This window comes from Leptonema illini DSM 21528 (assembly GCF_000243335.1).
GTDB classification, from domain to species: Bacteria; Spirochaetota; Leptospiria; order Leptospirales; family Leptonemataceae; genus Leptonema; species Leptonema illini.
Window position 1 is genome coordinate 3,059,776 of record NZ_JH597773.1, and the last position, 23,091, is coordinate 3,082,866.

General features: G+C 53.8%; 20 protein-coding genes. 14 read left to right on the forward strand and 6 right to left on the reverse strand.

Translation table 11 applies throughout. The annotated features are described in order from the left end of the window. Positions 1-94: 94 nt before the first annotated feature. The gene (locus tag LEPIL_RS13955) at positions 95-1,480 is read right to left on the reverse strand and encodes an aminotransferase-like domain-containing protein (RefSeq protein WP_169314822.1); all 1,386 of its coding nucleotides are present in this window, start codon (positions 1,478-1,480) and stop codon (positions 95-97) included. A 120-nt stretch (positions 1,481-1,600) separates the two neighbouring features. On the opposite strand from LEPIL_RS13955, the gene LEPIL_RS13960 reads away from it, so the two are divergent. The 4 genes from LEPIL_RS13960 (at position 1,601) to LEPIL_RS13975 (ending at position 4,737) form a co-directional block, all read left to right on the forward strand. Next, the gene (locus LEPIL_RS13960) at positions 1,601-2,401 is read left to right on the forward strand and encodes a PhzF family phenazine biosynthesis protein (protein WP_002773342.1); all 801 of its coding nucleotides are present in this window, start codon (positions 1,601-1,603) and stop codon (positions 2,399-2,401) included. Beyond that, positions 2,394-3,650: an aminotransferase-like domain-containing protein gene (locus tag LEPIL_RS13965; protein ID WP_002773343.1), complete on the forward strand. Its 1,257-nt coding sequence runs from the start codon at positions 2,394-2,396 to the stop codon at positions 3,648-3,650. The genes LEPIL_RS13960 and LEPIL_RS13965 overlap by 8 nt, the downstream gene beginning before the upstream one ends. Further along, complete coding sequence (locus tag LEPIL_RS22260) at positions 3,647-4,174, forward strand: DinB family protein (protein WP_002773344.1); 528 nt, start codon at positions 3,647-3,649, stop codon at positions 4,172-4,174. The genes LEPIL_RS13965 and LEPIL_RS22260 overlap by 4 nt, the downstream gene beginning before the upstream one ends. Positions 4,175-4,236: 62 nt before the next feature. After that, the gene (locus LEPIL_RS13975; protein WP_002773345.1) at positions 4,237-4,737 is read left to right on the forward strand and encodes a DinB family protein; all 501 of its coding nucleotides are present in this window, start codon (positions 4,237-4,239) and stop codon (positions 4,735-4,737) included. A 21-nt stretch (positions 4,738-4,758) separates the two neighbouring features. Here the strand turns inward: LEPIL_RS13975 and LEPIL_RS13980 are convergent, their stop codons facing one another. After that, positions 4,759-5,859, reverse strand: a complete 1,101-nt coding sequence (locus LEPIL_RS13980) for an acyl-CoA desaturase (protein WP_002773346.1) — start codon at positions 5,857-5,859, stop codon at positions 4,759-4,761. 288 nt (positions 5,860-6,147) lie between these two features. Here LEPIL_RS13980 and LEPIL_RS13985 point away from each other — a divergent pair, with 288 nt between their 5' ends. After that, complete coding sequence (locus tag LEPIL_RS13985) at positions 6,148-6,717, forward strand: fasciclin domain-containing protein (RefSeq protein WP_002773347.1); 570 nt, start codon at positions 6,148-6,150, stop codon at positions 6,715-6,717. A 71-nt stretch (positions 6,718-6,788) separates the two neighbouring features. Here LEPIL_RS13985 and recR read toward each other — a convergent pair whose 3' ends face one another. Both recR and LEPIL_RS13995 read right to left on the reverse strand, forming a co-directional pair. Further along, the gene (gene recR, locus LEPIL_RS13990) at positions 6,789-7,385 is read right to left on the reverse strand and encodes a recombination mediator RecR (protein WP_002773348.1); all 597 of its coding nucleotides are present in this window, start codon (positions 7,383-7,385) and stop codon (positions 6,789-6,791) included. Between the two features lie 2 nt (positions 7,386-7,387). Then, positions 7,388-7,693, reverse strand: coding sequence for a YbaB/EbfC family nucleoid-associated protein (locus tag LEPIL_RS13995; protein WP_002773349.1), 306 nt, complete (start codon positions 7,691-7,693; stop codon positions 7,388-7,390). A 256-nt stretch (positions 7,694-7,949) separates the two neighbouring features. Here LEPIL_RS13995 and LEPIL_RS14000 point away from each other — a divergent pair, with 256 nt between their 5' ends. The 6 genes from LEPIL_RS14000 (at position 7,950) to LEPIL_RS14025 (ending at position 18,297) form a co-directional block, all read left to right on the forward strand. Next, entirely contained in the window at positions 7,950-8,636 is a 687-nt protein-coding gene (locus LEPIL_RS14000; RefSeq protein ID WP_002773350.1) for a hypothetical protein, read from the forward strand. 92 nt (positions 8,637-8,728) lie between these two features. Next, a complete protein-coding gene (locus LEPIL_RS14005) occupies positions 8,729-9,310 on the forward strand; it encodes a dihydrofolate reductase family protein (protein WP_002773351.1) in 582 nt (193 codons plus the stop codon). A gap of 56 nt (positions 9,311-9,366) precedes the next feature. Continuing rightward, the gene (locus LEPIL_RS14010) at positions 9,367-11,001 is read left to right on the forward strand and encodes an acyl-CoA carboxylase subunit beta (protein WP_002773352.1); all 1,635 of its coding nucleotides are present in this window, start codon (positions 9,367-9,369) and stop codon (positions 10,999-11,001) included. Positions 11,002-11,246: 245 nt separating this feature from the next. Further along, a complete protein-coding gene (locus LEPIL_RS14015) occupies positions 11,247-13,382 on the forward strand; it encodes a 7TM diverse intracellular signaling domain-containing protein (RefSeq protein ID WP_002773354.1) in 2,136 nt (711 codons plus the stop codon). A 198-nt stretch (positions 13,383-13,580) separates the two neighbouring features. After that, positions 13,581-16,334 carry a TonB-dependent receptor gene (locus LEPIL_RS14020; RefSeq protein WP_157135084.1) on the forward strand — a complete coding sequence of 918 codons (2,754 nt, stop codon included), beginning with the start codon at positions 13,581-13,583 and terminating at the stop codon, positions 16,332-16,334. 88 nt (positions 16,335-16,422) lie between these two features. Beyond that, a complete protein-coding gene (locus LEPIL_RS14025; RefSeq protein ID WP_002773359.1) occupies positions 16,423-18,297 on the forward strand; it encodes an LTA synthase family protein in 1,875 nt (624 codons plus the stop codon). A gap of 108 nt (positions 18,298-18,405) precedes the next feature. On the opposite strand, the gene LEPIL_RS14030 is transcribed toward LEPIL_RS14025, so the two are convergent. Together LEPIL_RS14030 and LEPIL_RS14035 are read right to left on the reverse strand one after the other, a co-directional pair. Further along, entirely contained in the window at positions 18,406-19,797 is a 1,392-nt protein-coding gene (locus LEPIL_RS14030; RefSeq protein ID WP_002773361.1) for an LA_0442/LA_0875 N-terminal domain-containing protein, read from the reverse strand. 51 nt (positions 19,798-19,848) lie between these two features. Further along, positions 19,849-21,240, reverse strand: a complete 1,392-nt coding sequence (locus LEPIL_RS14035) for a cell envelope integrity TolA family protein (RefSeq protein ID WP_002773363.1) — start codon at positions 21,238-21,240, stop codon at positions 19,849-19,851. A gap of 200 nt (positions 21,241-21,440) precedes the next feature. On the opposite strand from LEPIL_RS14035, the gene LEPIL_RS14040 reads away from it, so the two are divergent. The 3 genes from LEPIL_RS14040 (at position 21,441) to LEPIL_RS23515 (ending at position 23,090) form a co-directional block, all read left to right on the forward strand. Then, positions 21,441-22,358, forward strand: coding sequence for a TIGR01777 family oxidoreductase (locus LEPIL_RS14040; RefSeq protein ID WP_002773365.1), 918 nt, complete (start codon positions 21,441-21,443; stop codon positions 22,356-22,358). A gap of 72 nt (positions 22,359-22,430) precedes the next feature. Next, positions 22,431-22,787 (forward strand): (2Fe-2S) ferredoxin domain-containing protein, encoded by a 357-nt coding sequence (locus tag LEPIL_RS14045; protein WP_002773366.1) that lies wholly within the window; start codon positions 22,431-22,433, stop codon positions 22,785-22,787. 105 nt (positions 22,788-22,892) lie between these two features. Beyond that, on the forward strand, positions 22,893-23,090 hold the full coding sequence (locus LEPIL_RS23515) for a hypothetical protein (protein WP_143464690.1): 198 nt from the start codon (positions 22,893-22,895) through the stop codon (positions 23,088-23,090). Position 23,091: the final 1 nt, after the last annotated feature.

Here is a 23,091-nt window from a genome sequence, read left to right on the forward strand (position 1 = left end):
CGATGTCGATTTGCGGCTCACGGTTTTCAGTTTCGGCAGAATTCCGGGCCGCTTCGAGAACATTACCACGGCGGCCGGACATTTTCCTCATAAATCAGGGGTCCATTTCTCTGTAAAGTCGTCCAAGCGTTTCCACTGCCGTTCGTGTGCGCGGCGTCCATTCAAGGCCGCAGTTCATCCGGAAGCATCGCCGGTGCTCGCCCGACGCGTCAAAAAGAAAACCCGGGGCGATGCTGATCGAATGCTCCCGCGACAGGGCCGAGAGCTGTTGCGTATCGCTCTCCGTCTTCACCCAGATCGCATAACCGCCGCCAGGGCGTGAGATCTCTGCATGCGGGAAGGCCTTCACAAGCTCCTGTCTGTAACGGGCCGAAAGTCCGGCAAGCGTGGTGCGTAGCCTCTTTAAGTGGATCTCATAGCTGCGACGCCGCATAAAGTCGAGCGTGGCCGCCTGGGCAAGACGATTGGTGCTCAGGTTCAGGATGCGTTTTGTCGCTCCGATACGGCCTCCGAATTCCTTCGAGATCGCCCAGCCGATGCGCAGACCCGGCGAGATGATCTTTGATACGGAGCCGCAGAGCACACCCGAGGCATCTCCGCCGGCAAGCAGAGCCGGCGGACGCTCATCTCCCTCATAGAAGATGTCGCCGTAGATATCGTCTTCAATGATGGCAACGCCCTCGGCGCGAGCGATGGCGGCAATATCACGCTTCGCGTTAGCAGGCATAAGCGCTCCCGTCGGATTGCTGAAGTTCGGAATCAGGATAGCCGCCCTTGGCCGATGCATCTGCACGGCACGGGCAAAGTCCTCGGGCGAAACGCCGGTCGAAGGCGACGAATGGATCTCGATGGCGCGCAGGCCAAACAGCTCGATGATCTGATAGATGCCAAAGTAGGCCGGGCTCTCCACAAGCACCGTGTCGGAGTTCCTCTGCGCAAGCGTCATCAGCGATACAAAGAGCGCCTCGCTGCATCCGTTTGTGATGACGACGTCGTCTTCGTCGTAGACGCGCTTGCGACTTGAGTGCAGCACGGCCAGGAAGCGCCGCAGAGCGGGATTGCCCCGCGGATCTTCGTACCGGTGAGAATCCTCCGCCCGATTCTGCCGTGCAAGAGAACGCGAGATCTGCGCAAGAGGCAGAAAGCTGTCGGAGGGTACGGCCGCTCCGAAGCTGATCATGCGCGGATCGCCAAGATCCTTCAGTATCTGAGAGATGCGTCCGTCGATCGACACCTCGCTCACAAGCCGCACCGTCGGACTGGACCTTGCCAGAACAAAATGTCCCGACTGCGGTCGCGCCTCGATCCAGCCGTCCTGTTCGAGAAGGTGATAGGCCTCAAGCACCGTGCTCAGGCTGCACTGCTCTCTATGCTGCAGCGAGCGCAGAGAGGGCATGCGATCTCCGGGGCGTAAAACGCCCTGATCGATCTGCAGCTTGAGCCGGTCGGCGATGCTGCGGTAGAGAAGCTCCGATCTCATCGTGTCGTTTTCTCGCAAGTCCATGAAAAAGCAACTGTTACGGTATATTCTGAACTGTACCGGTATCAATCTGCAAAACTGTATCTACCGCCCTCCGGCCATCCATGTTAGTTTTTGCGCATGTCACCGAGCAAGCTGCCTATCTATCAGATCGATGCCTTCGCCGCAAAGCGTTTTGCCGGCAATCCGGCCGCCGTCGTGCCTTTAGACGTATGGCCGGCCGACGATGTGATGCAGCGCATTGCCGCCGAGAATAACCTCGCAGAAACGGCCTTTTTTGTGCGTGAAGGCGACGGGTATCGCATCCGCTGGTTCACGCCCACCGTCGAGGTCGATCTCTGCGGTCATGCAACGCTTGCCTCGGCATACGTACTCTGGGATCTGCTCGGCTCAACCGAACAGGAGCTGCTCTTTCAATCAAAGGGCGGCCCCCTTCCCGTAATTAGAAAGGACGATCTGCTTGTGCTCGATTTTCCGGCCCGGCCGGCCAGGCCCGTTACAGACGATAACGAAATCGAGCAGCTTGCGACCGCTCTCGGCCAGAGACCGGTCGAGCTGCTTAAAGCCAACAACTACATGGCCGTCTATAATAGCGGCGACGAGCTGCGCCGATTGCAGCCCGACTTCGCTCATTTAAAAAAGTTAGACGCCTTCGGCATCATCGCCACAGCGCCCGGCGATCAGCAAAACGATTATCTTTGTCGTTACTTCGCTCCCGGGGCAGGCGTGGACGAAGATCCGGCGACGGGATCGGCGCAGTGTACTCTGATTCCCTACTGGAGCAGGCGGCTCGGTCGCCGATCCATGAAGGCATCACAGATCTCAGATCGAGTCGGCAGCTTTACCGTCGAAGAAGCCGGCGATCGCGTCATGATAGGAGGGCGGTGTCATCTTTTTCTTGAGGGTTCTATCCATGTCTGACTTCACGCACGATTCGTTTCAGCATCTATTTTCACAGCGCATTCTGAACACGCCGCGATCTTTCATACGAGAGATGCTCACGGTCACGCAGAACAGCGACATCATCTCCTTTGCCGGAGGGTTACCCGAACCGTCTCTCTTTCCCGTCGAAGAGATCGCTCAGGCCGCACAGACGGCTCTGAGCGAGGAAGGCAGTCGGGCCCTTCAATATTCGACGACGGAAGGCTATACTGCATTGCGACAGTGGATCGTCGACGACTACGAAAGACGCGGCATGCATACCCGTGTCGATGAGATCATCATCACAGCGGGCTCGCAACAGGCCCTTGATCTGATCGCCAAGGCCTTCATCGACCCGGGAACGCCCGTACTTTTTGAGCGTCCGGCCTATCTGGGGGCGCTTCAGGCCTTTGCTCTGTCAGCACCTGAGATTCGCGAAACGACGCTTCAGCCCGACGGGCCGGAGCTCACGTCTCTGGAGAGAGGTGTGAAAGGGGCACGACTCTTTTACTGCGTGCCCGAATTCCAGAACCCATCGGGAGTCTATTACTCCATGCCAAAACGAAGGGCAATAGTTGAGATTCTTCGTCGCGAGCAAACGCTTCTTGTAGAAGATGAACCGTATCGGGAGTTATACTACAACGATAGAGAGGCGCTGCCCGCTCTGGCCGCTCTTTACGACGGTCCTTCGATCAGCCTCGGCTCGTTCTCTAAAATTGTCGCTCCCGGTATGCGCCTCGGCTGGATTCGCGCCGACAGACGTCTCATCGATAAGCTACTTGTCGCCAAACAGGCCACCGATCTTCACACAAGCTCCTTCAATCAGATCGTCTTGTATAACTATCTATCCAGCCGATCTTTGAACAATCGACTGGCCGAGCTGCGCCGGTGTTACAGGGAAAGACGCGATGCTATGAGCGACGCACTGCGCACATTCCTGCCGCAGGCCGAGTTCACAGATCCGCAGGGTGGCATGTTCCACTGGGTCAGACTGCCCGGCATCGACACGGCCGGAATCTTTCGCGATGTGCTTGAAGCCGGTGTGGCCTATGTTCCGGGAACAAGCTTCTACGCACATAACCCCGATACAGAGACGATGCGGCTGAACTTCACAAACAGCGCGCCCGACGTCATCGTCGATGGGGTACGCCGCCTTTCGACCGCTGTATCGGGCATGCTGCCCACATCACCGCGAAAGAAAAGCGAAGTGCTTGCCAGTTCCACGCAGGCCGGTAGAGCATCACTATGAGCGCGCAGCAAATCATCGAGCTCCATCAATTCGGGCGCTGGGCTCGCAATCGTCTGCTTGAGGCGATTCCGGCGGTCGACAGGGATGATCCTTTCACAAGGCCGGTCGCTGATCTGGGAACCATCCGGGCAAAGTTCGTGCATATCATGAGCGCCGAGCTGGTATGGATCGACCGCATCGGATTCGACGCCCCGTCACGTTCAGCGACCGGCATGCTCTCTGAAGAAGACGTGCCGGATCGCTCTGCCCTGAAGGCACGATGGGTTGAGATCGATGGGCGGTATGACCGACTCTTCGCAGCTGTAAGCGAAGGAGGGGAGAGAGGCTCTAACGCGCCAGCGCTTGATAGGCTTATAGACTATAAATCTCTCGGCGGCGCCCCCTTTCAAAGCACGCTACGCGAGATGCTCATGCATGTCGCTCTGCATGGAATGTATCATCGCGGACAGATCGCAACCATACTCAGCCGGCTGGGCGGTCCGACCGTCAGCACCGATCTTATCGCTTATTATAGAAAAACATAAGAGCCGGGGCCGATGCGTAGAAAGGTGCACGCCGGCGTTAACCTGTTCAGGAAGGGATTCACATGGAGATTCGAGACGGTAAAAAATTCACCGGATATATGAAAGGCGTTCGCAAACGCACACTTGAAGTACTGGCGCAGATTCCGGCCGATAAAGAGCAGTGGCGGCTTGGCGAAGGCATGAGTCCCATCGACATCATGATACACATAGCACAGACGGAGCAGGCGCTCTGGGGATCGGCCCTGAAAACGGGAAAGGCAGGCCCCCTTCCGCAGCCGACGCCCGAACAGCAATCTACGCTTGTAGCGGCTCTTGAATTTGCAGCGCAGATCCGCAAGCAAAACGAAGATTACTGGAGCGGACTCGGTGAGGTGGAGTTATCCGCCGAGATTGTAGGCCCGACAGGCGACCGCATCATGCTTTCGCGCTGGCTCATGCTCGCCCCCGAGCATGAGATCCATCATCGCAGCTTCCTGCATGCTTACCGGAAGATCTGGGGAATGGCGCCGCATCCTATCTATGGACTGACGCTGGAAGGGCTGAAAGAGATGCTGAAGCAGTAACGCTTCAGCGTCTCTCGATCGTTAGACGATCGCCGTCTTGCTGACCGATTTATGATACCGGTAGGCGTCGAGCAGCTCTTCACGGGTTTGCTCGATCTGTTCCTGGATCGTGCTGCCTTCTTCTTCTTGCTTTTTGCGAGCGGCCTCATAAGAGGCGCGCAGCACCTTCATCCGCGTAACGACCGATTGAAAGTTCGCACGCGCTGCGATCAGCGCCTGCTCCGACAGATTCGTTCCCTTCTCTGCAAGTCGCTTCTCGGTCATGCGCACCTTCGCTTCGAGGATCTTTTCATCGGGCACGCGCTTCAATTCGCCGGCCTGGCCGAGTTTTGCAAGGCTCCAGATCAGCCATTTTGTCGGATCAAAATGAAAGGCGCGGATGCCGTTACGGTAATCCCCCGGAAACTCATGATGAAAATTGTGATATCCTTCTCCAAAAGTCAGCAGAGCGGATAACCAATGATCCCGCGACGTATGGGCGTCGGAATACGGCTGCTTGCCGATCGTATGGCAGACGGAGTTGATGCAGAACGTTCCCTGCAATACAAGCACGTTGCGGATCAGACCGGCGACAAGAACGCCTCCCCAGAAATCGCTCCAGAGCAGCGCCACAAGACCGGGGAATACGAAGCTTACAAAAAGAGCGAAAGGCATATAGTATTTATGTTGAAAGCGAATGAACGGATCGGCCCAGAGATCTTTCACACCGTTCAGGTCGACGAGCTCACGATCGCCCGTACCGCGCTTTCTGAAAAGCCATCCCATATGAGCGAAGAAGAATCCGCGACGGATGTTATACGGATCACGATCCTTATCTTCGTAGCAATGATGATTGCGATGATCATAGGCCCATTCGATGACGCTCATCTCAAGGGCGGCCGCTCCGAAGAACGTAAAGAACCACTTCACGGCCTTTGAAGCCTCATAGCTACGATGAGAGAACAGGCGATGATAGCCTGCCGTGATGCTGAGGCCGGTCGCCCACCACATAAAGAATGCCAGAAGCAGCGTCTGATAGGTAAAACCCGACGTCATATACAGATACACAAACGCAGCTATGGCGGCAAAGGGGCTGATTACAATATAGAGAGCCGTGCTCCAGTTCACTTCACGAAGAGACATATCGCTCCTCCTTATCACTTTTTGAGGCCTTTCTGGCCCGGTAACATTTGAGAAGAACCGACCCTGACGGCCGAGTTGCAAAAAATCGAAGTCAGCGAATCGAAAAAGAATCGACAGGAACGGAAAAGAGTGTATTGAATATTCGAAAGTACTAAATAGCAATCTTGCTCGCAGGTGGGATTGCGCAGACCGGGATGCAGGTCATCTTGAGTCTCAGAAGCCACAGGAGGGTTTTGAGATCGGGTCTGAAAAAGAAAACATTGCTCTGACAACGGAGCAGGAGGGATTATGAACAGGCAGTTTGACAGAATCGGAAAGATCACAGGACGGGCGGCTCTGCTGGCCGTAATCACGACCGGGTTGCTCGGCGGTACGGTAGCGTGCAGCGACTCATCGTCTGACGCAACGGCACCGAGCGGCGGCATGGCGTCGGTTCAGGATAAGAATTCACAACCGAACGTTTTGCAGATCGCAGTCGGTTCAAAAGACCACACAACTCTCGTTACGGCCGTGAAGGCGGCAGGCCTTGCCGACTCGCTCGCCAATCCTGGACCGTTCACGGTCTTTGCTCCGACGGATGCAGCTTTCGAGAAACTTCCTCCAGGAACGGTCGAAGGTCTCTTGAAGAAGAAGGCCGAGCTGAAAGACATCCTTGAGTATCATGTGTATGTCGGCGGTGTGCAGGCCGATTATTTCACCGATGGCATGGTACTGAACCAGGCAAACGGCAAGGACGTGACCATTCGTCTGAAAGACGGAAAGGCGACGGTTAACGGAGCGAACATCGTGGCGTCGGTGAAGGCCTCGAATGGCGTGATCCACATCATTGACGGAGTGCTGCTTCCGCCTTCAAAATAACTCGATACAAAAAGCCACCGATCCTGAAACTCAGGATGCATTTGAGTCTGAAAACGAAAAGACCCCGGGCGTCAGCTCAGGGTCTTCCTTTCTCTGATGCTGCGAGCCAGCGTCGATTTATCGGCGAACTCAATGCCCGTGCCCGTCGGTATACCATGCGAGATGCGGGTAAAACGAATCGTATCGCGCTTGAATCTATCTGATAGATAGGAGGCCGTGGCATCGCCTTCCAGCGTCGGATTTGTGGCCACGAACCACTCAGAGAAGCGCTCGGTATCGAGTCGGTGCGCCAGCTCTTTGATGCGCAGCTCTTCGGGGCCGATGCCGTCAAGCGGCGATAGAGCGCCCATCAAGACATGGTAGAGTCCTTTATACTCCCCCGTTCCTTCGATGGCAAAGATATCGGACGGCTCTTCGACAATGCAGAGCTGCGAGCGATCGCGTGTCGGATCAGAACAGATCGTGCACAGGTCGCCCGTTGAAAGGCCTCCGCATAACGAGCAGAACCGCACACGACGACGCAGATCAAGCATCGTCTCGGCCAGATCTTCGGTTTCGCGCAGGTCACTCTTTAAGAGGTAGAATGCGATGCGCCGGGCGCTTCGTGAACCGATGCCCGGCAGCGAACTGAGTACACGAACGAAATGTTCGAGTTCGGGAAAAGACATACTCAGCGAAAAAGCTTATCCATGCCGGGAATGCCCATCAGACTTTTCATCTCTTTCTCGGCCTGTTTGCGAGCCTTATCGGCGGCCTTATTGATGGCCGTAACGATCAGATCCTCGGCCATCTCGCGATCCTTTTCATTCATCAGCTTCGGATCAAGCTTCAGCGAGATCAGGCGACCTTCGCCATTCGCCACGGCCTTCACCATGCCGCCGCCGGCATCGGCCTCAGCCGTAATCTTCTCGACGGTCTCTTTCAGCTGGCCCATCTGCTGCTTCAGATTGCCGAGGTTTTTCATCATATCTGACATGCCCATGGCTCTGTATTTACCCGGCCGCCATAAAGAAAAGCAGAAAAGCGGAGGGCTGGCACCGGCGATCTGTCGGAAAAAGAATGCTGCTGATGGCGAGCAGAGAATCAGAGCCGTCGCAAGAAATCAATACAGATGCTTTTGCTGAGATAGCATGTTGAGCTTTTCCCCTACGTACACAGATTTCAGATTGACACATTCGCTCCGGTAGCATCGTCTTTCAATTTCTGCAATGTAATACGGAGGTCAAGATAGAATGCGAGCCTTTATTCATCACACCATACGAGCCAGTATTCTATCGTTGCTTCTTGTCGCAACGACCGGTTGTATCAGCAACTCTTTGCTGAAAAGCATGATCCGCCAGAATCTATCACAGAACGGTACATTCCCGAACTGGATCGGCATTCACAAAAATCCGAAAGTAGGCGATTTTGCTGAACATCAGGCCCTTGACGGCTCCGTTATCCGCTATGAGATTCTTTCACAGAAGGGCCCTTACTATGAGATTTCGCAACGTCACGTGAATGCATCGCGGAGCGCGAGCGTCCTTCTTGAACTATCTTTTAACCTCATTGTTGATAAGGATGGCAATGTTCAGGAGGGTTACGTTGTCGATCTTACTTCTGGTGAACGAGACAGGATTCGTATCGCCGGGCCGGGTGAAAACGGCTACGTTAGCAACGTTGAGGTAGTCACCAATCGACGCCTCCTCCCTGAGTCCGTCGTTACTCCGGCAGGCGAATTTGCAATTTCGGAGTTTCGCGTTTACGAGTATTATCTCTACCAGAAGGGAGTTCTCGTAAAAGGAACGCAGACTCAGCTCATTCACCCGGACGTTAAGTTTCAGATCGTCCGCCTGCGGGCCGGAATTCCCGGCTGTCACAGTCGTAAGAACGATAGCAAGTTTTGCTCCGGGAGACCCGGTGCAAAAACGAGTGATTGATTTCTTGCTCGGAAAACTTGAGAAGCAAGAGTACACAAACGGTTCTGACCTGATCCGACAGAATTGAAAGCGCCCCTCACACGGAGTCTCATATGCGAAAGATCATTGTAGCGGAATTCATCACACTGGACGGAGTGATCCAGGCGCCCGGCGGCGAAGACGAGGATACGGACGGCGGCTTTACTCACGGTAGCTGGACCCTGCCCTACTGGCATGACGATATCGGCGCCCATTTTTTTGAAACCTTCTCCACCGCCGATGCGCTGCTGCTCGGACGCAAAACCTGGCTGATCCATGGCACGGCCTTGGAGCCGATGAAGGATGATCCTTTCGCCGATGCTCTGAACGGCATTAAGAAGTATGTCGTCTCGACGACGCTGAAATCCGCCGATGCCTGGCGCAACTCCGAACGGATCGGCGCCAATGTCATCGACGAGGTGCGCAAGCTTAAAGCACAACCCGGAAAGAACATACTCTCTGATGGAAGCAGCGTGTTGATTCAGAGCCTTATCAAGCACGATCTTGTCGATGAATTTCATCTGCATCTTTACCCGCTTGTGCTCGGCAGCGGTAAAACGATCTTCCCGCCAGGCAAGCGATTGAATCTGAAGCTAACGCATTCAAAGGTCTTGCCGACGGGAGTGATCTATCAGAGGCTTGTTAGGGAACCCTGAATCTCTTCAATTTCTGGCTTTACAGCGACGCCCGCCTTCGAAATCCTTTCGTCACCATGACATTATCACTGAAAAACCCCTTCCGTCCTGAAGAACCGCACGCTCCTCCGGCAACGCCGTATGACCGCACGCTCGATATGGGCAAAGACCTGATCGAGAAGCCTCTGCGCGGCGGCGGTCCTTCGCGCATTCAGGTGCAGCACTCCAAGAATCGGATGACGGTCTTCGAGCGCATCCAGGTGCTTACAAAAGAGAGGCCGCACTATCTGTTTCAGAACTGGGGCCCGCATCTGGACGGCGCCGGCCTTGTGACGGCCATCCTGAACATCGACGGCCGCGATGTGGCGCTTTACGGTCACGACTTCACCAACCGTGCGGGCTCGATGGATGCGACAAACGGAGGCAAGCTCGCCCGTTTGATCTATATGGCCGGTGAAAAGGGTATTCCGCTCATCGGCATGAACGACTCGGCCGGCGCCTATGTACCCGCCGGCGTCGGCGGCCTTGACGGCTACTCCGAGGCCTTCTGTGCTCTGCGCAAAATCTCGGGCGTCGTACCCAGCATCATGATGATGTTCGGATTCAACGCCGGCGGCGGTTCGTATCTTCCGCGTCAGGGATCGTTTATGATCCAGCCTCAGGAGACCTTCTTCGGACTGACCGGCCCCCAGGTCGTGAAAGACGTGCTTGGCGAAGAGGTCACGCCCGACGAGCTCGGCGGTCCGTCCGTGCACAGTCAAAGCGGCGTCGTCGACATCATCGCTAACGACGAGTTATCCGCCCTGCGCCGTGCTCTGCGTCTGCTCAACTACATTCCCGACAACAACCACAGCCTGGCGCCCTTCCATTCGACGAGCGACTCCATCGATCGTTATATGTATGAAGAAGAGATCCTCTTCCGTAAAACGTTCAATTCGCCGACGGGCTTCAACACTCCTTTTGATATGACGCTTCTGATCCAGAACATCGTCGACCACGGCGAGTTCTTTGAATTGCAGAAGACGCGTGCGCGCAACCTGATCACGGCCTTCGGTCGTATCGGTGGACATGTGGTCGGTATCATGGCGAATAACTCCGCCGTCGCCTCAGGGCAGATCGATATCAACGCCGCCCTGAAAGGCGCTCGTTTCACCAGGTTCTGCAACCTGTATAACATTCCGATGATCTTCTTCGAAGATACGACGGGCTTCCTTCCCGGCCGGGAGCAGGAATCGGGTGGTATCGTCCAGGCCGGACGCGCTCTGCTCGACTCCATCATCGACCTGCGCACGCCGCGTTTTCTCGTCATCGTGCGTAACGCCTTTGGCGGCGCCTATGCAACCTTCAACTCCTATCATGTCGGCGCCGATATGGTCTTCACGTTCCCGACGGCACGAGTGGCCGTTATGGGCCCGGCAGGTAAGGAATTCGTCTACAAAGACGAGCTTCGCGCCGCCCGAGCCGAGGCGAAGAAACTGCAGGCCGCCGGTAAAAACGATGAAGCGAAGAAGCTTGTCGATCAGATCTCGAAGCAGCTCTCTGATAAGTATGAAGAGGATCTGATGAACCCGAAAGAGGCGCTTGCGCTGGGTTCTATCTCGCAGGTTATCCTTCCCGGCGAAAGCCGCCGCGTGATCGGGAACTACCTGAACTTCTACATGAAGCGTTACAAGCCCACTCCGCTTTCTGAACCGCAGCGCGAATTCCATTAAGAATCCGAACAGCCTCCCTGCCCTTTGTTAAAGGGGAGCGATGCGCTTTCAGGCCGCCTTTCGAGGCGGCTTTTTTATTTCACGCTTTCCAAACTATCCCTGCGCCAGACCCGATGGAATCGATGTTAAAGTTCTTACCTGCCTCTTCATGACAGTCAGAACCAATCTCCAGTGATTTTCAAAATCTTTGCTTGCCTGGCGGAAAACGACAAAAGACATTGCCACATTCCTTGCAGGCCTTTTGTATGAATGTCTCCATTTACTCCAGCAACGCCCCAGAGATCTTTTTCCTGAGACCGGCTCTCAAACTGATGGCGTTGCTGCTTCCCATAGCAATGCTGTCGCCGGATCTGAACGCCACCCCTTTCTTACTCAGTCGCGATATGGACGGTCTTTTTCTTGCTCCTCGGGCTCAACTGCTTGAAGATACGAACGGCACGTTCACCGTCGAAGAGATCGATGCCGGACTCCATGATAAAGCCTTTATCTCGACCGATATCAATGCACCGGGATTCGGTTTTACGGATTCGGTCTGGTGGATTCGATTCGAGGTTAACAACGAAGAAGATCGAGCGATGGACTGGAAGCTTGAACTCGCCTATCCGATGCTCGACGAGATCACCCTGTTCAAGAAACACGACGGCGGTTTCGAAAAGATCGTCCTTGGCGATCACCGTCCCTTTTATAATCGACTGATTCCCTATCGCAATTTCCTGTTCCCTCTGCACGAACGGCCCCGATCCACACAGATCTATTACCTGCGCGTCGCCACTTCCAGCTCCATGAATCTTCCCGTGCAGGCCTGGTCTGACGGCCTTCTCGTGCAAAAAATTGATACGGAGAAGACGCTGCTCGGGGCCTATGCGGGCGTCATGATCGCCATGGCTCTGTATAACCTTTTCATCTTCGCAAGCATTCGAGATCGTAGCTATCTCTACTATATTCTCTTCGTGGCCGGATTCTTGCTTTTCATGTTCACGCTGAACGGTCTGGCCTTTCAATACCTGTGGCCGAACTGGATCTGGTGGGGTAACAACTCGCTTCCGTTTTTTATCGGATTCTCGAGTATATGGGGATTGATGTTCGGAAGAAAATACCTGCGAATTTCGAGCTCCATGCCGATCTTCTATCGCATATTCAACGCTCTGATCATCATCGCCATTGCCGCATCGCTGTTCAGCCTGCTTGTCGACTATGCCCTTGCCATCCGTATAACGACGCTTCTTTCGATAATCGGCTCCGCCGTCGCCATCGCCGCCGGCGTAGTGCAGACCGCCCGGCGCTTCCGTCCCGCATATTATTATATCCTTGCCTGGTTCACGCTTCTCGTCGGTATGATTCTTTTCGCGCTCAAAACATTCGGAATTCTACCGGCTAACTTTCTCACAAACTGGTCCATGCAGATAGGCTCTGCTCTCGAGGTCGTTCTGCTTTCCTTCGGTCTTGCAGACCGGATCAACATTCTACAGAACGAAAAGCAGCAGGCGCAGATCGAGATTCTCGAATCGAGACAGCGAATGCTTGAATCGTTTGCACGCTTTGTACCGGGAGAATTTCTGCAACATCTGGAGAGATCCGACATTCTCGACGTCAATCTTGGCGACGCAACAAAGAAGCGACTCGTCGTTCTTTTCAGCGACATCCGTAACTTCACCGGACTATCAGAACAGATGGACCCCGAAGAGACCTTTCGCTTCTTGAATACCTACCTTGATAGAGTGAGTCAGGCCATCGACCGCCATGGCGGATTCATCGATAAATACATCGGCGACGCCGTTATGGCGCTTTACGCCGGTGATCCCGATCTTGCCGTGAAATCGGCGATTGAGATGCGGCGTCTTCTTCGGGAATACAACAGGGATCGTGCAGCGGAAAGCCTGCGCCCGATCGAGATGGGAATCGGTTTGCATACGGGCGAGACGATGCTCGGAACGGTAGGATCACGCAAACGACTCGACACAACGGTCATCGGCGACACGGTTAACGTCGCCTCCAGGCTGGAATCGCTGACAAAAGTATTCCGCATCCCCGTTCTCGTTACGGGCGATGTCTGCTCTCATCTAAAGAATCCGGAACAATTCTCTTTTCGCGAAGTCGATCTTGTTCGCCTTAAGGGGCGCCGATCGGCCATCCAGATATTCGAGGTCTTTGACTGCGACGTAGATGATTGCAGAAATCGCAAACTGGAATTGCTTCCTGTTTACAAACAGGGGCTTGAACTGTATCGAACGGGCAACTTTCTCGAAGCGCGTGCAATTTTTGAGCGATTGCATGATGACGACGCAGAGGACTCCCTTTACGAAACCTATCTGCGCCGCTGCAATAAACTGCTACGTGAGCCGCCAGGGCCCGGCTGGCAGGGAATCAGTCGCATGCGCTGAAACCCCTCTGGAACCGGCTCTCAGTCGACAGAAAAATGCAGGACAGGAACAGAGCCTGCGCGACGAAAGAGCATGCGCCTGAGCGCCTTTCTTCTCTTAGAGCACGTCGAAAAACCCGTGGAGAGGTTTTTCGACGGAACGGGAAATGGCAGCAAAGCTCCCATTTCCCTCACGCCTTTGCTCAATTTTCTGGCGAAAATGTCGCGGCGCAAGGTCTTCCTGACCTTAAAGAGCCGGTTTTGGAACCGGCTCTTACATATCAGTGCTGTTGCCTTACTCATTCCGGGGGCACTTCTGGCCGAGGTCGCCGTCTCAGGCGCCATCACGGTGAATGGCCGTCCGCTTGTCGACGCTCGCATCGTCGTCGAAGAGAGTCGATCGTCGGCAACGACCGACTCTGGAGGTCGATTCGCCATCGCTGTTCCCGCTTCGGGATTCTATACGTTGCGCGTCTACACGCCGGGCGGCATGCAGAGCATTCGCCGGGAGATCAGACCCGGAGCCTTCTTACAGATTACCCTGCGCGAAGAGGTCGCTTCAGAGGATGGCTTCTTTGTTCTCGGCAACAGAGATCGCACGCGTCTATCGCGCTACTCCCTTGATAAAGAAGAGCTGCGTCGCTTTCCAGGAGTTTACGGCGACTCCTTAAAAGCGGTTCAGTCGCTTCCCGGGGTCAGCCCGGCGACGCCTGTCGGAGTATCGCCGACGGCTAACCTTACGTCTCAGCTGAAGGCCGCCGGCATATCGATCGGTCCGCCTTATTCGAACTCAACGAACGGTTCGGTCGTTCTTCGCGGGTCCAGCGCAAGAGGAAGCCGCTTCTTTCTCGACGGCTTTCTACTACCGTATCCCTTTCATCTGGGCGATCAGGCAAGCGTCGTGAATAACGACTTCATTCAGGGCATCGACGTTTATACGGGAGCCTTTCCGGCTCGCTACGGCCTGGCAACAGGCGGTATTGTCGCCATTCGCGCACCAGACGCCGAAACGATTACGAAGCCTTCGGGGCATTTCAACCTGGCCTTTTTTCTTTCGGATGCACACTATGAGGCTCCTCTTTATGATAGCGAAGGAGTGAAAATCTACTTCGCCGGAGCGGCTCGAAAGTCATACCCGAATTACGTACTGTTACAGACGGCTCCGCAGACGATTCCCCCGAATGCAAAGTTCGCAGACTACGCCGACGGTCAGTTCAAGATCGGCATGAAAACGACCGCACATGAAATCAGCCTGCTCTATGCAGGCGCCCGTGATCGTCTGCGTTATACACAGGCGGTGGCGCAGGCCGATAAAGAGCGCGATGCGGCCCTGCTTTCCCTGCTCAATCCGGGCTCCGGTCTGAATAACTACAACTCAAACACCGATACGCGGCCGCCGGTGGGCGTGGACCGTCAGTTTCATACAGGCGGATTGCGCTGGCAGCTCGACACGGGCCGCCTCTCTCAAACGGTTCAGGGACAGATCAATCGCTTTCGTGAGCAATTCGAGCTCGATTTCCGCTCTCCATTTACGGGAGAGAGGATCTTTAATTTCGAAATCCTCGATAATCGCCTTGAGAAGCAGGCCTTTTATGAACTGGAGGCGGAGGTGGTCAAAAAGCATCTTTTTCTTCGCGCAGGATCGGAATATCGCCAGTATGATTGGGAGCTTTCGATGCAGAATCTGACCGAGAGTTCGTCTGCGAATCCGAATACTCCGTCTTTCATCGATACGATCAATCGCCTGATAAGCGAAAACCGTACCTTTCGCGCTCTTTATGACGGCGATCGAACATTTTATTTCACAAGCTCCGCTTTTGCCGAGGCTGAAATCCTCTATGGCGGATTCCGGATAACCCCAGGTATCCGCTCCGATTATTATTCGCTGTCGCGTGATCATGGAAGTGGGCCGCGACTGGGCGTCGAATACCTCTTTGAGCAGACAAAAACACGGTTACTTGCATCGGCCTCACGTCACTTCGCTCCTCCAGGAGGTCTGGAGCAGATATCGTTTGAATCGGGCAACCCCTATCTACTTATGGAAGAATCCGATCATGCTGCCGGCGGCATCGAGCAGCAGATCGGCCGATCCTTGATGATACGAATCGAAGGGTACCATAATACCTATCGTAATCTGGTCGTTGAAGACGAATGGAATCATCGCCCTTTTTCACCGCGAACGAATAAGAGAGATTTTGTCGAACGCCTTGATTCGATTATCGAAACTCCGCTGGAGGCCCGGCCGCTTTTCTATTCAAACGAAGGCAGTGGAGGTAGTCACGGCATCGAACTCTTCCTCATCAAGAAGGCCGAAAGGAGTAGCCGGGGATTTTCAGGCTGGCTCAGCTTTACGGCTTCATGGACGAAGCGCAACAACCACCAGCCCCGACTCACAGAGGACGAGAGAACGGAGTTTAACCGCCGCACCTTCGGAAAAACGCTCTTCTTCTATCACCGCTTCGGTCCTTTACAGTATCTGCAATATGATGACGGGCACGAAGAGTGGCTCTACGATAACGACCGCGAAGAACTCTATGACCTTGACCGCACCTATCAGGCGAGCATCGTCATGCGCTACGGCTTCAATGCAAACTGGCGCCTTGGCGGCCACTGGAAATACGCCGATAACGTTCCCTTTACACCGATCGTAGATGCCGAGAGAATCGGCGGCGACAGCGGCCTTTCGACTTATATTCCGGAATATTCCGAGGCTTTTAACAGCGCCCGGCTGAAGCCGGTGCATCAGCTCAGCGTGCGCCTGGACCATTTCGATAACTACGAGTGGGGATACGCGAACTGGTTCATCGAGCTGATCAACGTCTACGGACATCAGAATCCCGAAAAAGAGAATTTCAACTTTCTTTATCCCTATGTGCGGGGGTTCAATCCCGAGGTTCAATACGAGTCGAACTATTTAAGCAGCGGCTCCCGGCGCCTGCCCCTGTTGAACGCCGGTCTCGAAATGCGCTTTTGATCAGGAAAAAAACTTATGGTTGTCGTCAATCATACCGATTTTTTTTCGGTCATAGGCTTTACACAAACGTTACGGTCACGAAACCAATATGTCATACTCCAGAATAAAGGCCCTGCTGCATCTGCTCACCCGCACGGTGAAGCGGATTCCCGTTCCCGTACAATTCATCATTTCTTCGGTTTTCCTCTTTATATATGTTCAGACGAATTTTGAATACTATAGCTATAATCCGTTCTTCACACATCTGCTTGATCTCGATCTGGACCGTCTCTTTCGTATCGTCGATCCGCTTGACTTCGCTCTGCGTCTGCTCCTCAATCTGCTGATTCTTTTCGCCCTGCATGCGCTCTTTTACGCCCTGGCGGCTCGCAGCCAGACGGCCGTCCTTCTGACCATCGTCGTCGTCCTTATCCTGCATCAGGCGAACCACACGAAGTTCATCCATTTGCGAGACGCCATTTCCGTTCAGAATCTGCTGTACCTGCATCAGATCCCAGAAGTGCTCAAACACGGCTACATGCCCGAGATGAGCTTTATTGTCGGGGCCGTCATCGCTATCCTCGCTATGCCCGCCTGGATTTACTTGCAGAAGCGTTTCGAGAAGCTTCCTCGCAGACGTCGCTGGAATTGGGCCGGCGTCGCTGCCGGTATTCTGGGAATCTTCTTTATTCCGGGTATCAACGTCGCCGCGGGAAAAATCTTCCGTCTTGAGAAGCATTACTATTCCGCCGCTCTTTCGATGAAAGACAACGGCTTCTTTGCGGCACTGGCCTCTGACGTTACGAGAACGGTGAATAAAGAGAAGGCGCGAAGACCGGCCGGCTATTCCGAAGAGGAGATCGCGCGGATTCTTGCCCCTTACAGTCGAGAAGCCGCAAAAGGAACGAAGGAGCCCGTTCGCATCATCATCTACCTCATGGAGAGCTTCTGGGATCCCACTCGCTTTCCGGAGCTTGGGTTACAGAGCGATCCGATTCGCGAATTCCATCAGCTACAGCGAGAGTCCGCCTATTCCGGTGAAATGCATTCGCCCACGTTCGGCGGATTTACCGTCCAGGCCGAGTTCGAGCTTCTCACGGGCATGAGCGCCCATCTTGCCGACGATACGGCCTACCGCACGATCGACGCCCCGGCCTTTTCACTGGCCGCCTATGTGAAAGACGTCCGACCGACCACCAACCTCTTTGTTACATCGCATAACGCATGGTTCTGGGATCGCAGCCGTATTCTCCCCCGTTTCGGGTTTGACGTTTTAAAAGAACAGACCGACTTCGAATGCAAGGATTTCAAAGGAGCATGGAATTGCCCTTCTGAGTCCTGTCTGATTCAAGAGGCTCTTGGCTTTATGAAACGTGAGATACACCCGGGGCAGAGTTCCGTTATTCTGATCAACGGCGTCCAGAACCACGGACCGTACGAAAAGGAATACGAGGGACGCGACTTCAAAATCACCGGAGACGTATCCGCTCAGGATAAAATCCGTCTGCAAAACAACCTGAACCATCTTGCCGACCTTTCTGCCGCCCTGAAGCAGTTAACGAAAGCTCTGAAGAACAGCAAAGAGCGCGTTGTCGTGCTTGCTTTCGGAGACCACCTGCCCGGCGGTTACGACTTCTATGCCACACAGACGAACGAAAAGCTGCGCCGTACGCCGTTCCTGATCTGGACGAATCGCCCGGCATCAAGGAAAAGAGTAGACCTGATAGGAGCCAACTATCTTCCCGGAATGGCGCTTGAGGCATCGGGCCTGGAGACGTTACCCGTCCATCGCTATACGAAGGTGCTTTCACGTCGCATCCCCGTCATCACACCGGAGCTGGCCGCTCGTGCAAAAGAGGAACTGCTTCGCGAAGAGACGGGTGCTCCGCCGTCCACTGACGAAGAAGCGCTATTGCTGCGTGACTTCGCGTTGATCCAGTACGATCTTCTGCACGGCGAAGGCTACGCTCGCACAAAACGCTGACCGGGACTCAAGCCGCCTCTAAAAAAGCCGGTACGCATTCCAGATTGATAGAAATCAAACGCCTCGTCGAGAACGCGCAAATATCCTATTACTGAGACCTTCCGTAATTCAGCGGAACTCGAAACGGTGACTGGCTCCGAAACTTACCGTCTGGATAACCTCGGCATTTTCCTGTTTCTTCTCAAACGCAGGCAGCAGAATTAGAGAAGCTACGGTCACCTCGGGCGGCTCGCCCATGTAGATCCCGAACTGATCGGCGGCTAATAAGAAGCGAATATCAGTGCTTTTTAAAATTGAGTCAGATCTCAAGGCATAGATTTCAAGGAAAAGTTGTGTCCCGCCGGACAGCCTGTAATCGCCTCGCAAGGATAACGCGTAACCGCTGTGACGATATGAGTTTTCGAATATCGCATTGTTTAGAGAAAGGCCGCCTGCAGATGCTGAGCCACCGATCGCAAGTTCTTCCAGCTTTGCCGTGAGATTCATCTGGAATGCGGTGACACGCCCTTTAAAAGAGAAAGGAGAAGAACGGAAGCGTCTCTCGTATTCAAGCGCGAGCTCAGGCCCGGATCCTTTCATGGACAGAGCCGATCCCGGACCAAAGAAGGCTAAAGTAGTCGGTACTCCTGCCGAAATATATTCTGCACCGCCGATGAAGGAATAGCTTGTTGTGGCCTGATAAGATCTGTTGCCGAGATAAACGGCCAGAGCGCTACTATCGGATTGCCAGAATTGCCAGCCGGCCCGAAGGGAGGAATGCGCCTCTTCAAGCTTTTCCATAGTCACGGCATTCGCCCCGGAGATTGTAGAGAATCCAGGAACTTCGCCGGCGAGCGTATCGACAAAACTCACTTTTGCCGAATAGCTTCGAACGTCGATCTCGCCAATGAAACGGCTGAAGCCGCCGCGCAGGGCAAGCTGAGCGATTCCCTTGCTTGTATAATTCCAGTCCGTCTCGACATGAGTTTCAGCATTGCCCGTTTGTCCGCCGAGATACCCCAGGGTTGTTCCCTGATAGTTATCCCAGTAGAAGGTGGACAATCCGGAATTAAAGCGACCGCTTCCGATGGAAAAAAGCGGTTCGATCCACCACCGTGGAGAACTCTGCGATGGCTTCTCTTTTTCGACAGACTCACGCCGCTCTTTATCAAGGCGTTCCTTTTCGCGGCGTTCTTTTTCACGAGCAACTTTCTCGCGCTCCGCCTCAGCCTCTTTTTCGGCCTCCAGACGCTTTTTTTCCTGCTCTGCAAGTTCTTTACGCCTTTTCTCTTCGGCCTGCTTCTGCGCCTCTTTTTGCGGATCGAAAAGATGGTCGATTCGGGTGATGTTTTCTTTCTGGATTATGATCACTTTTCCATCGGCGGTCCGTAGCTGCACCGCTGTACGGCTTTGCTGGATAATGGTTCCATCGACCGATGTTCCGTTTTTCAGGAAGACTCGCTCTGCAAGAAGAGCGGAGCTGAAAAGAAGCAATATAACGACAAGAAGTGCTCTGGACATTCTCCTCGGTTATCCCTGACCCGGTTTCCGTCAAGATTTAAAGTTGCAGTGTTAGAACCAGAATCGGCGGCTGATGCCTGCGTGAATGGTTTGATCGCTTCCACCTGAAAAGTATCTGTCCACATTTGCAGACAGATCTTTCGAGATCAAGGCGCGATCCAGGGGAAATGTACTCCATTCATCAAAGGCCTCGCTATAGAAGAGAGAAAAGATTTCCCGAACCTTTTTCAATTCCCCGCGGCTGCGTGACATGCTATACGATAAAAATAATTCAATGTCAAAAACTGATTTATACGAAAGCCGCAGAGAAAAGTCAAAACCATTCAAAGTAAATTGATCTTTTCTTCCAGTTGCAAGAAATGTGTTACTAACACTGTCATTTCTTATAAACGCCTCCAGAATACTTGATCGAACATCATGTGAAAAAATAGATACTCTCACCGAAATCGTTATCCTCCCGAGCACCCTCGTCGCTTCGAAAGTCGCTTCAGGCCCCTCTCCGTAGAGGCTTATTGTGGAAGGAACCGGGAGGTACGTATCAAAGGCCTCGGAACCATCCGGATACAGGCTGCGACTCTGACCTGCATAGTGAAAGGTCGCATCACCCGCCAGAGTCCGCACCCCGAGATATGCCGTTAGATTCAGACCTTTTCCCTTATAAAAAAGATACCCTGCGCGCGCAGTAGAGCTCAACTCCTGAATTCCATCGACACGCGCGAAAAATAGATCATCAAAAACGGTATCGCTGCCCGCAATATGCGGCTGCGTTGATAGGTATTGAACGAAATCGGCTGAGGCACGATGCCGCTTCGACTCCAGTTCAATGATCCAATCCTGCCAGCCGGCCCGAAGAGAAATGTTTCTGTGTGATCCGTCAGCGTAGTTCCATCGCGCCTCTGGCGAATAAGTGCCGTAAACATCGTCACGATACAGGATCTGCAATCCCGTTTGATAGCGTCTGTAAACCGTTTCCAGATGAGACCTGTACTCGCCTCGGCCGGTGGAAAACGTCGGTTCAATCCACCAGAGCCTGCTCTCTTCGGGACGGACAGGTTGCGTTTTTTTCGCTTCTTCCAGTTTCTGTCGCTGTTCTTGTTCCTCTGCCCGTTTCTCTTCAGCCTTCGCCTCGGTCTCACGCTTCAGCTCTTCCTGACGTTCCCGTTCTTTCGCTCGCTCCGCCTCCTTCTGTTTCTCAGCTTCTTTAATCCTTTCGGCCTCTTTGCGTTGCTGTTCGGCCTTAGCCTCCTTCCCGTAGTCAATCCTTCTGATATCGTCTTTTGATATGGTTTTCACTCCGTCGACGGTGCGAATCTGAATGCTCGTTCTGCTCTGCTGCAGAATGGTCCCTTCAAGGACCGATCCCTCTTTCAGGTGAATTTGCTCGGCTACCAGCAGGCCGGGTAGCAGCACAACAAAGAGGACTAACTTTCGACGGTTAAGCATGCAATGAAGGAAGCAAAGAACTGCCGACGGTCCCATACTATTTATTTTTAAATATTTTTTTATTTGACTAATCGGAGATCCTGTGCCCATTCAGGCAGATGTCCGGAGAAGGGGGGCATGGGCAGAAAAAGGTAAAAGCAATAAGCGGATCCGTCTTTTTCTCGCTGGCCCGCTCAAATAGATTCTGATAACTTGCATGTATGGCAAGTATCATCCTGACCGGCGGTGGCGGACTCGTAGGCGCACGACTGTCTGAACAACTACTTTCAGACGGCCACCAGTTAACCCATCTCGCCTCTTCAACCCGCGAAGGTCGGGTTCCCACACTTACGTATGATCCGATGGCAGAGACCATGCCCGAGCTGGCACGAAAAGCGCTGCTTGACAGCGACATCGTTATCCATCTGGCCGGTGAACCGATCGCGGCCCGGCGATGGTCGAAACCGCAGAAAGAGCGCATTGTACAGAGCCGGGTTCAATCGACGGCGCTGCTTCGCAATACCATTATCGATGCTAAGAAAAAAGGCGAACGTCATCCGGCACGGTACATTCAGGCGTCGGCGGTCGGCTATTACGGAAATCGCGGCGATGAATGGCTTGACGAATCGGCTAAACCAGGGCATGACTTTCTCGCCGATACGGTAGTGGCCTGGGAACAGGCTGCCGCTCCCCTGAACGACGCTCTTTCAACGGCATTCGTTCGCATCGGCATCGTCCTTGACCGAGATGCAGGAGCTCTTCCGAAAATGGCGATGCCGGTGAAACTCTTCCTCGGCGCCATCCCCGGTTCTGGGAAGCAGTGGATGAGCTGGATCCATATCGCCGATCTGATAGCGCTGATCCGATGGCTGGTGCTGCACCCTGATCTGAAAGGCCCCTTCAATGCGGTCTCTCCGGAACCGATTCAGGCCGCCGATTTTATGAAAGAGCTTGCCCGGACTCTTGGCCGACCGACTCTGATGCCGTATGTGCCCGAGGCTGCCTTGAAGCTTGGCATGGGTGAGATGGCAGAGATGATAACGACCGGCTCACGTGTTTCGTGCAAGAAGATCGAGCAGACGGGCTTTTCGTTTCAGTTCAAGAACCTGCCGACGGCCCTCTCTGATCTCTTTGAATAGAACAGAGAGATGCATCTGATATCGCCAAAAAGATGGACGGCCTTTTGCGCCTGCTTTTATTGATACATAGTTATGGAGATCAAACCAGGCACTGAAGCAGGCGATATTCTACGTTCTCTCGGGCATACGAACCTACAAAGACACATCTTTCTATGCTGCGATCAGACAAAAGACAAATGCTGCTCGCGACAGAAAAGCAACGAGGCCTGGGAGTACTTAAAGAGAAGGCTGAACGAAACGGGCCTTGCAAAAGACGGACGAGTCTTTCGCACAAAGGCCAATTGCCTTCGCGTCTGTACCGATGGTCCGATTGCCGTCGTCTATCCTGATAACGTCTGGTATCGATCCTGTGATGAAGCAGTTCTCGAAAAGATAATCCAGGAACACCTGATAAAAGGTATACCCGTAAAAGAATACCGGATCGATTAGAAACCAATGGCCTGTACAGTCTATGGCCTCAGCACTCGTCGGTTTTTAAAATAACATGAACGAAAAAAGCTCGACACTTCCTTCTGTTACTGCGTCTGAAGAAGCATGAGAATATTCACGACAACGTTACTACTGCTCGGTCTTGCCTCCTGCGCTCAAAAAACCGTACAGGACTGCCACCGCGAGGCGGGCATCTGTCTGCAGCAATGCACTGCTCCGGGTATGAAAACCAACGAAGCCGCTCTCTGCGCCTCGGAATGCGATAAGCGTGCAAAGCGATGCGCAGATAACTCCGTCTTTTGAT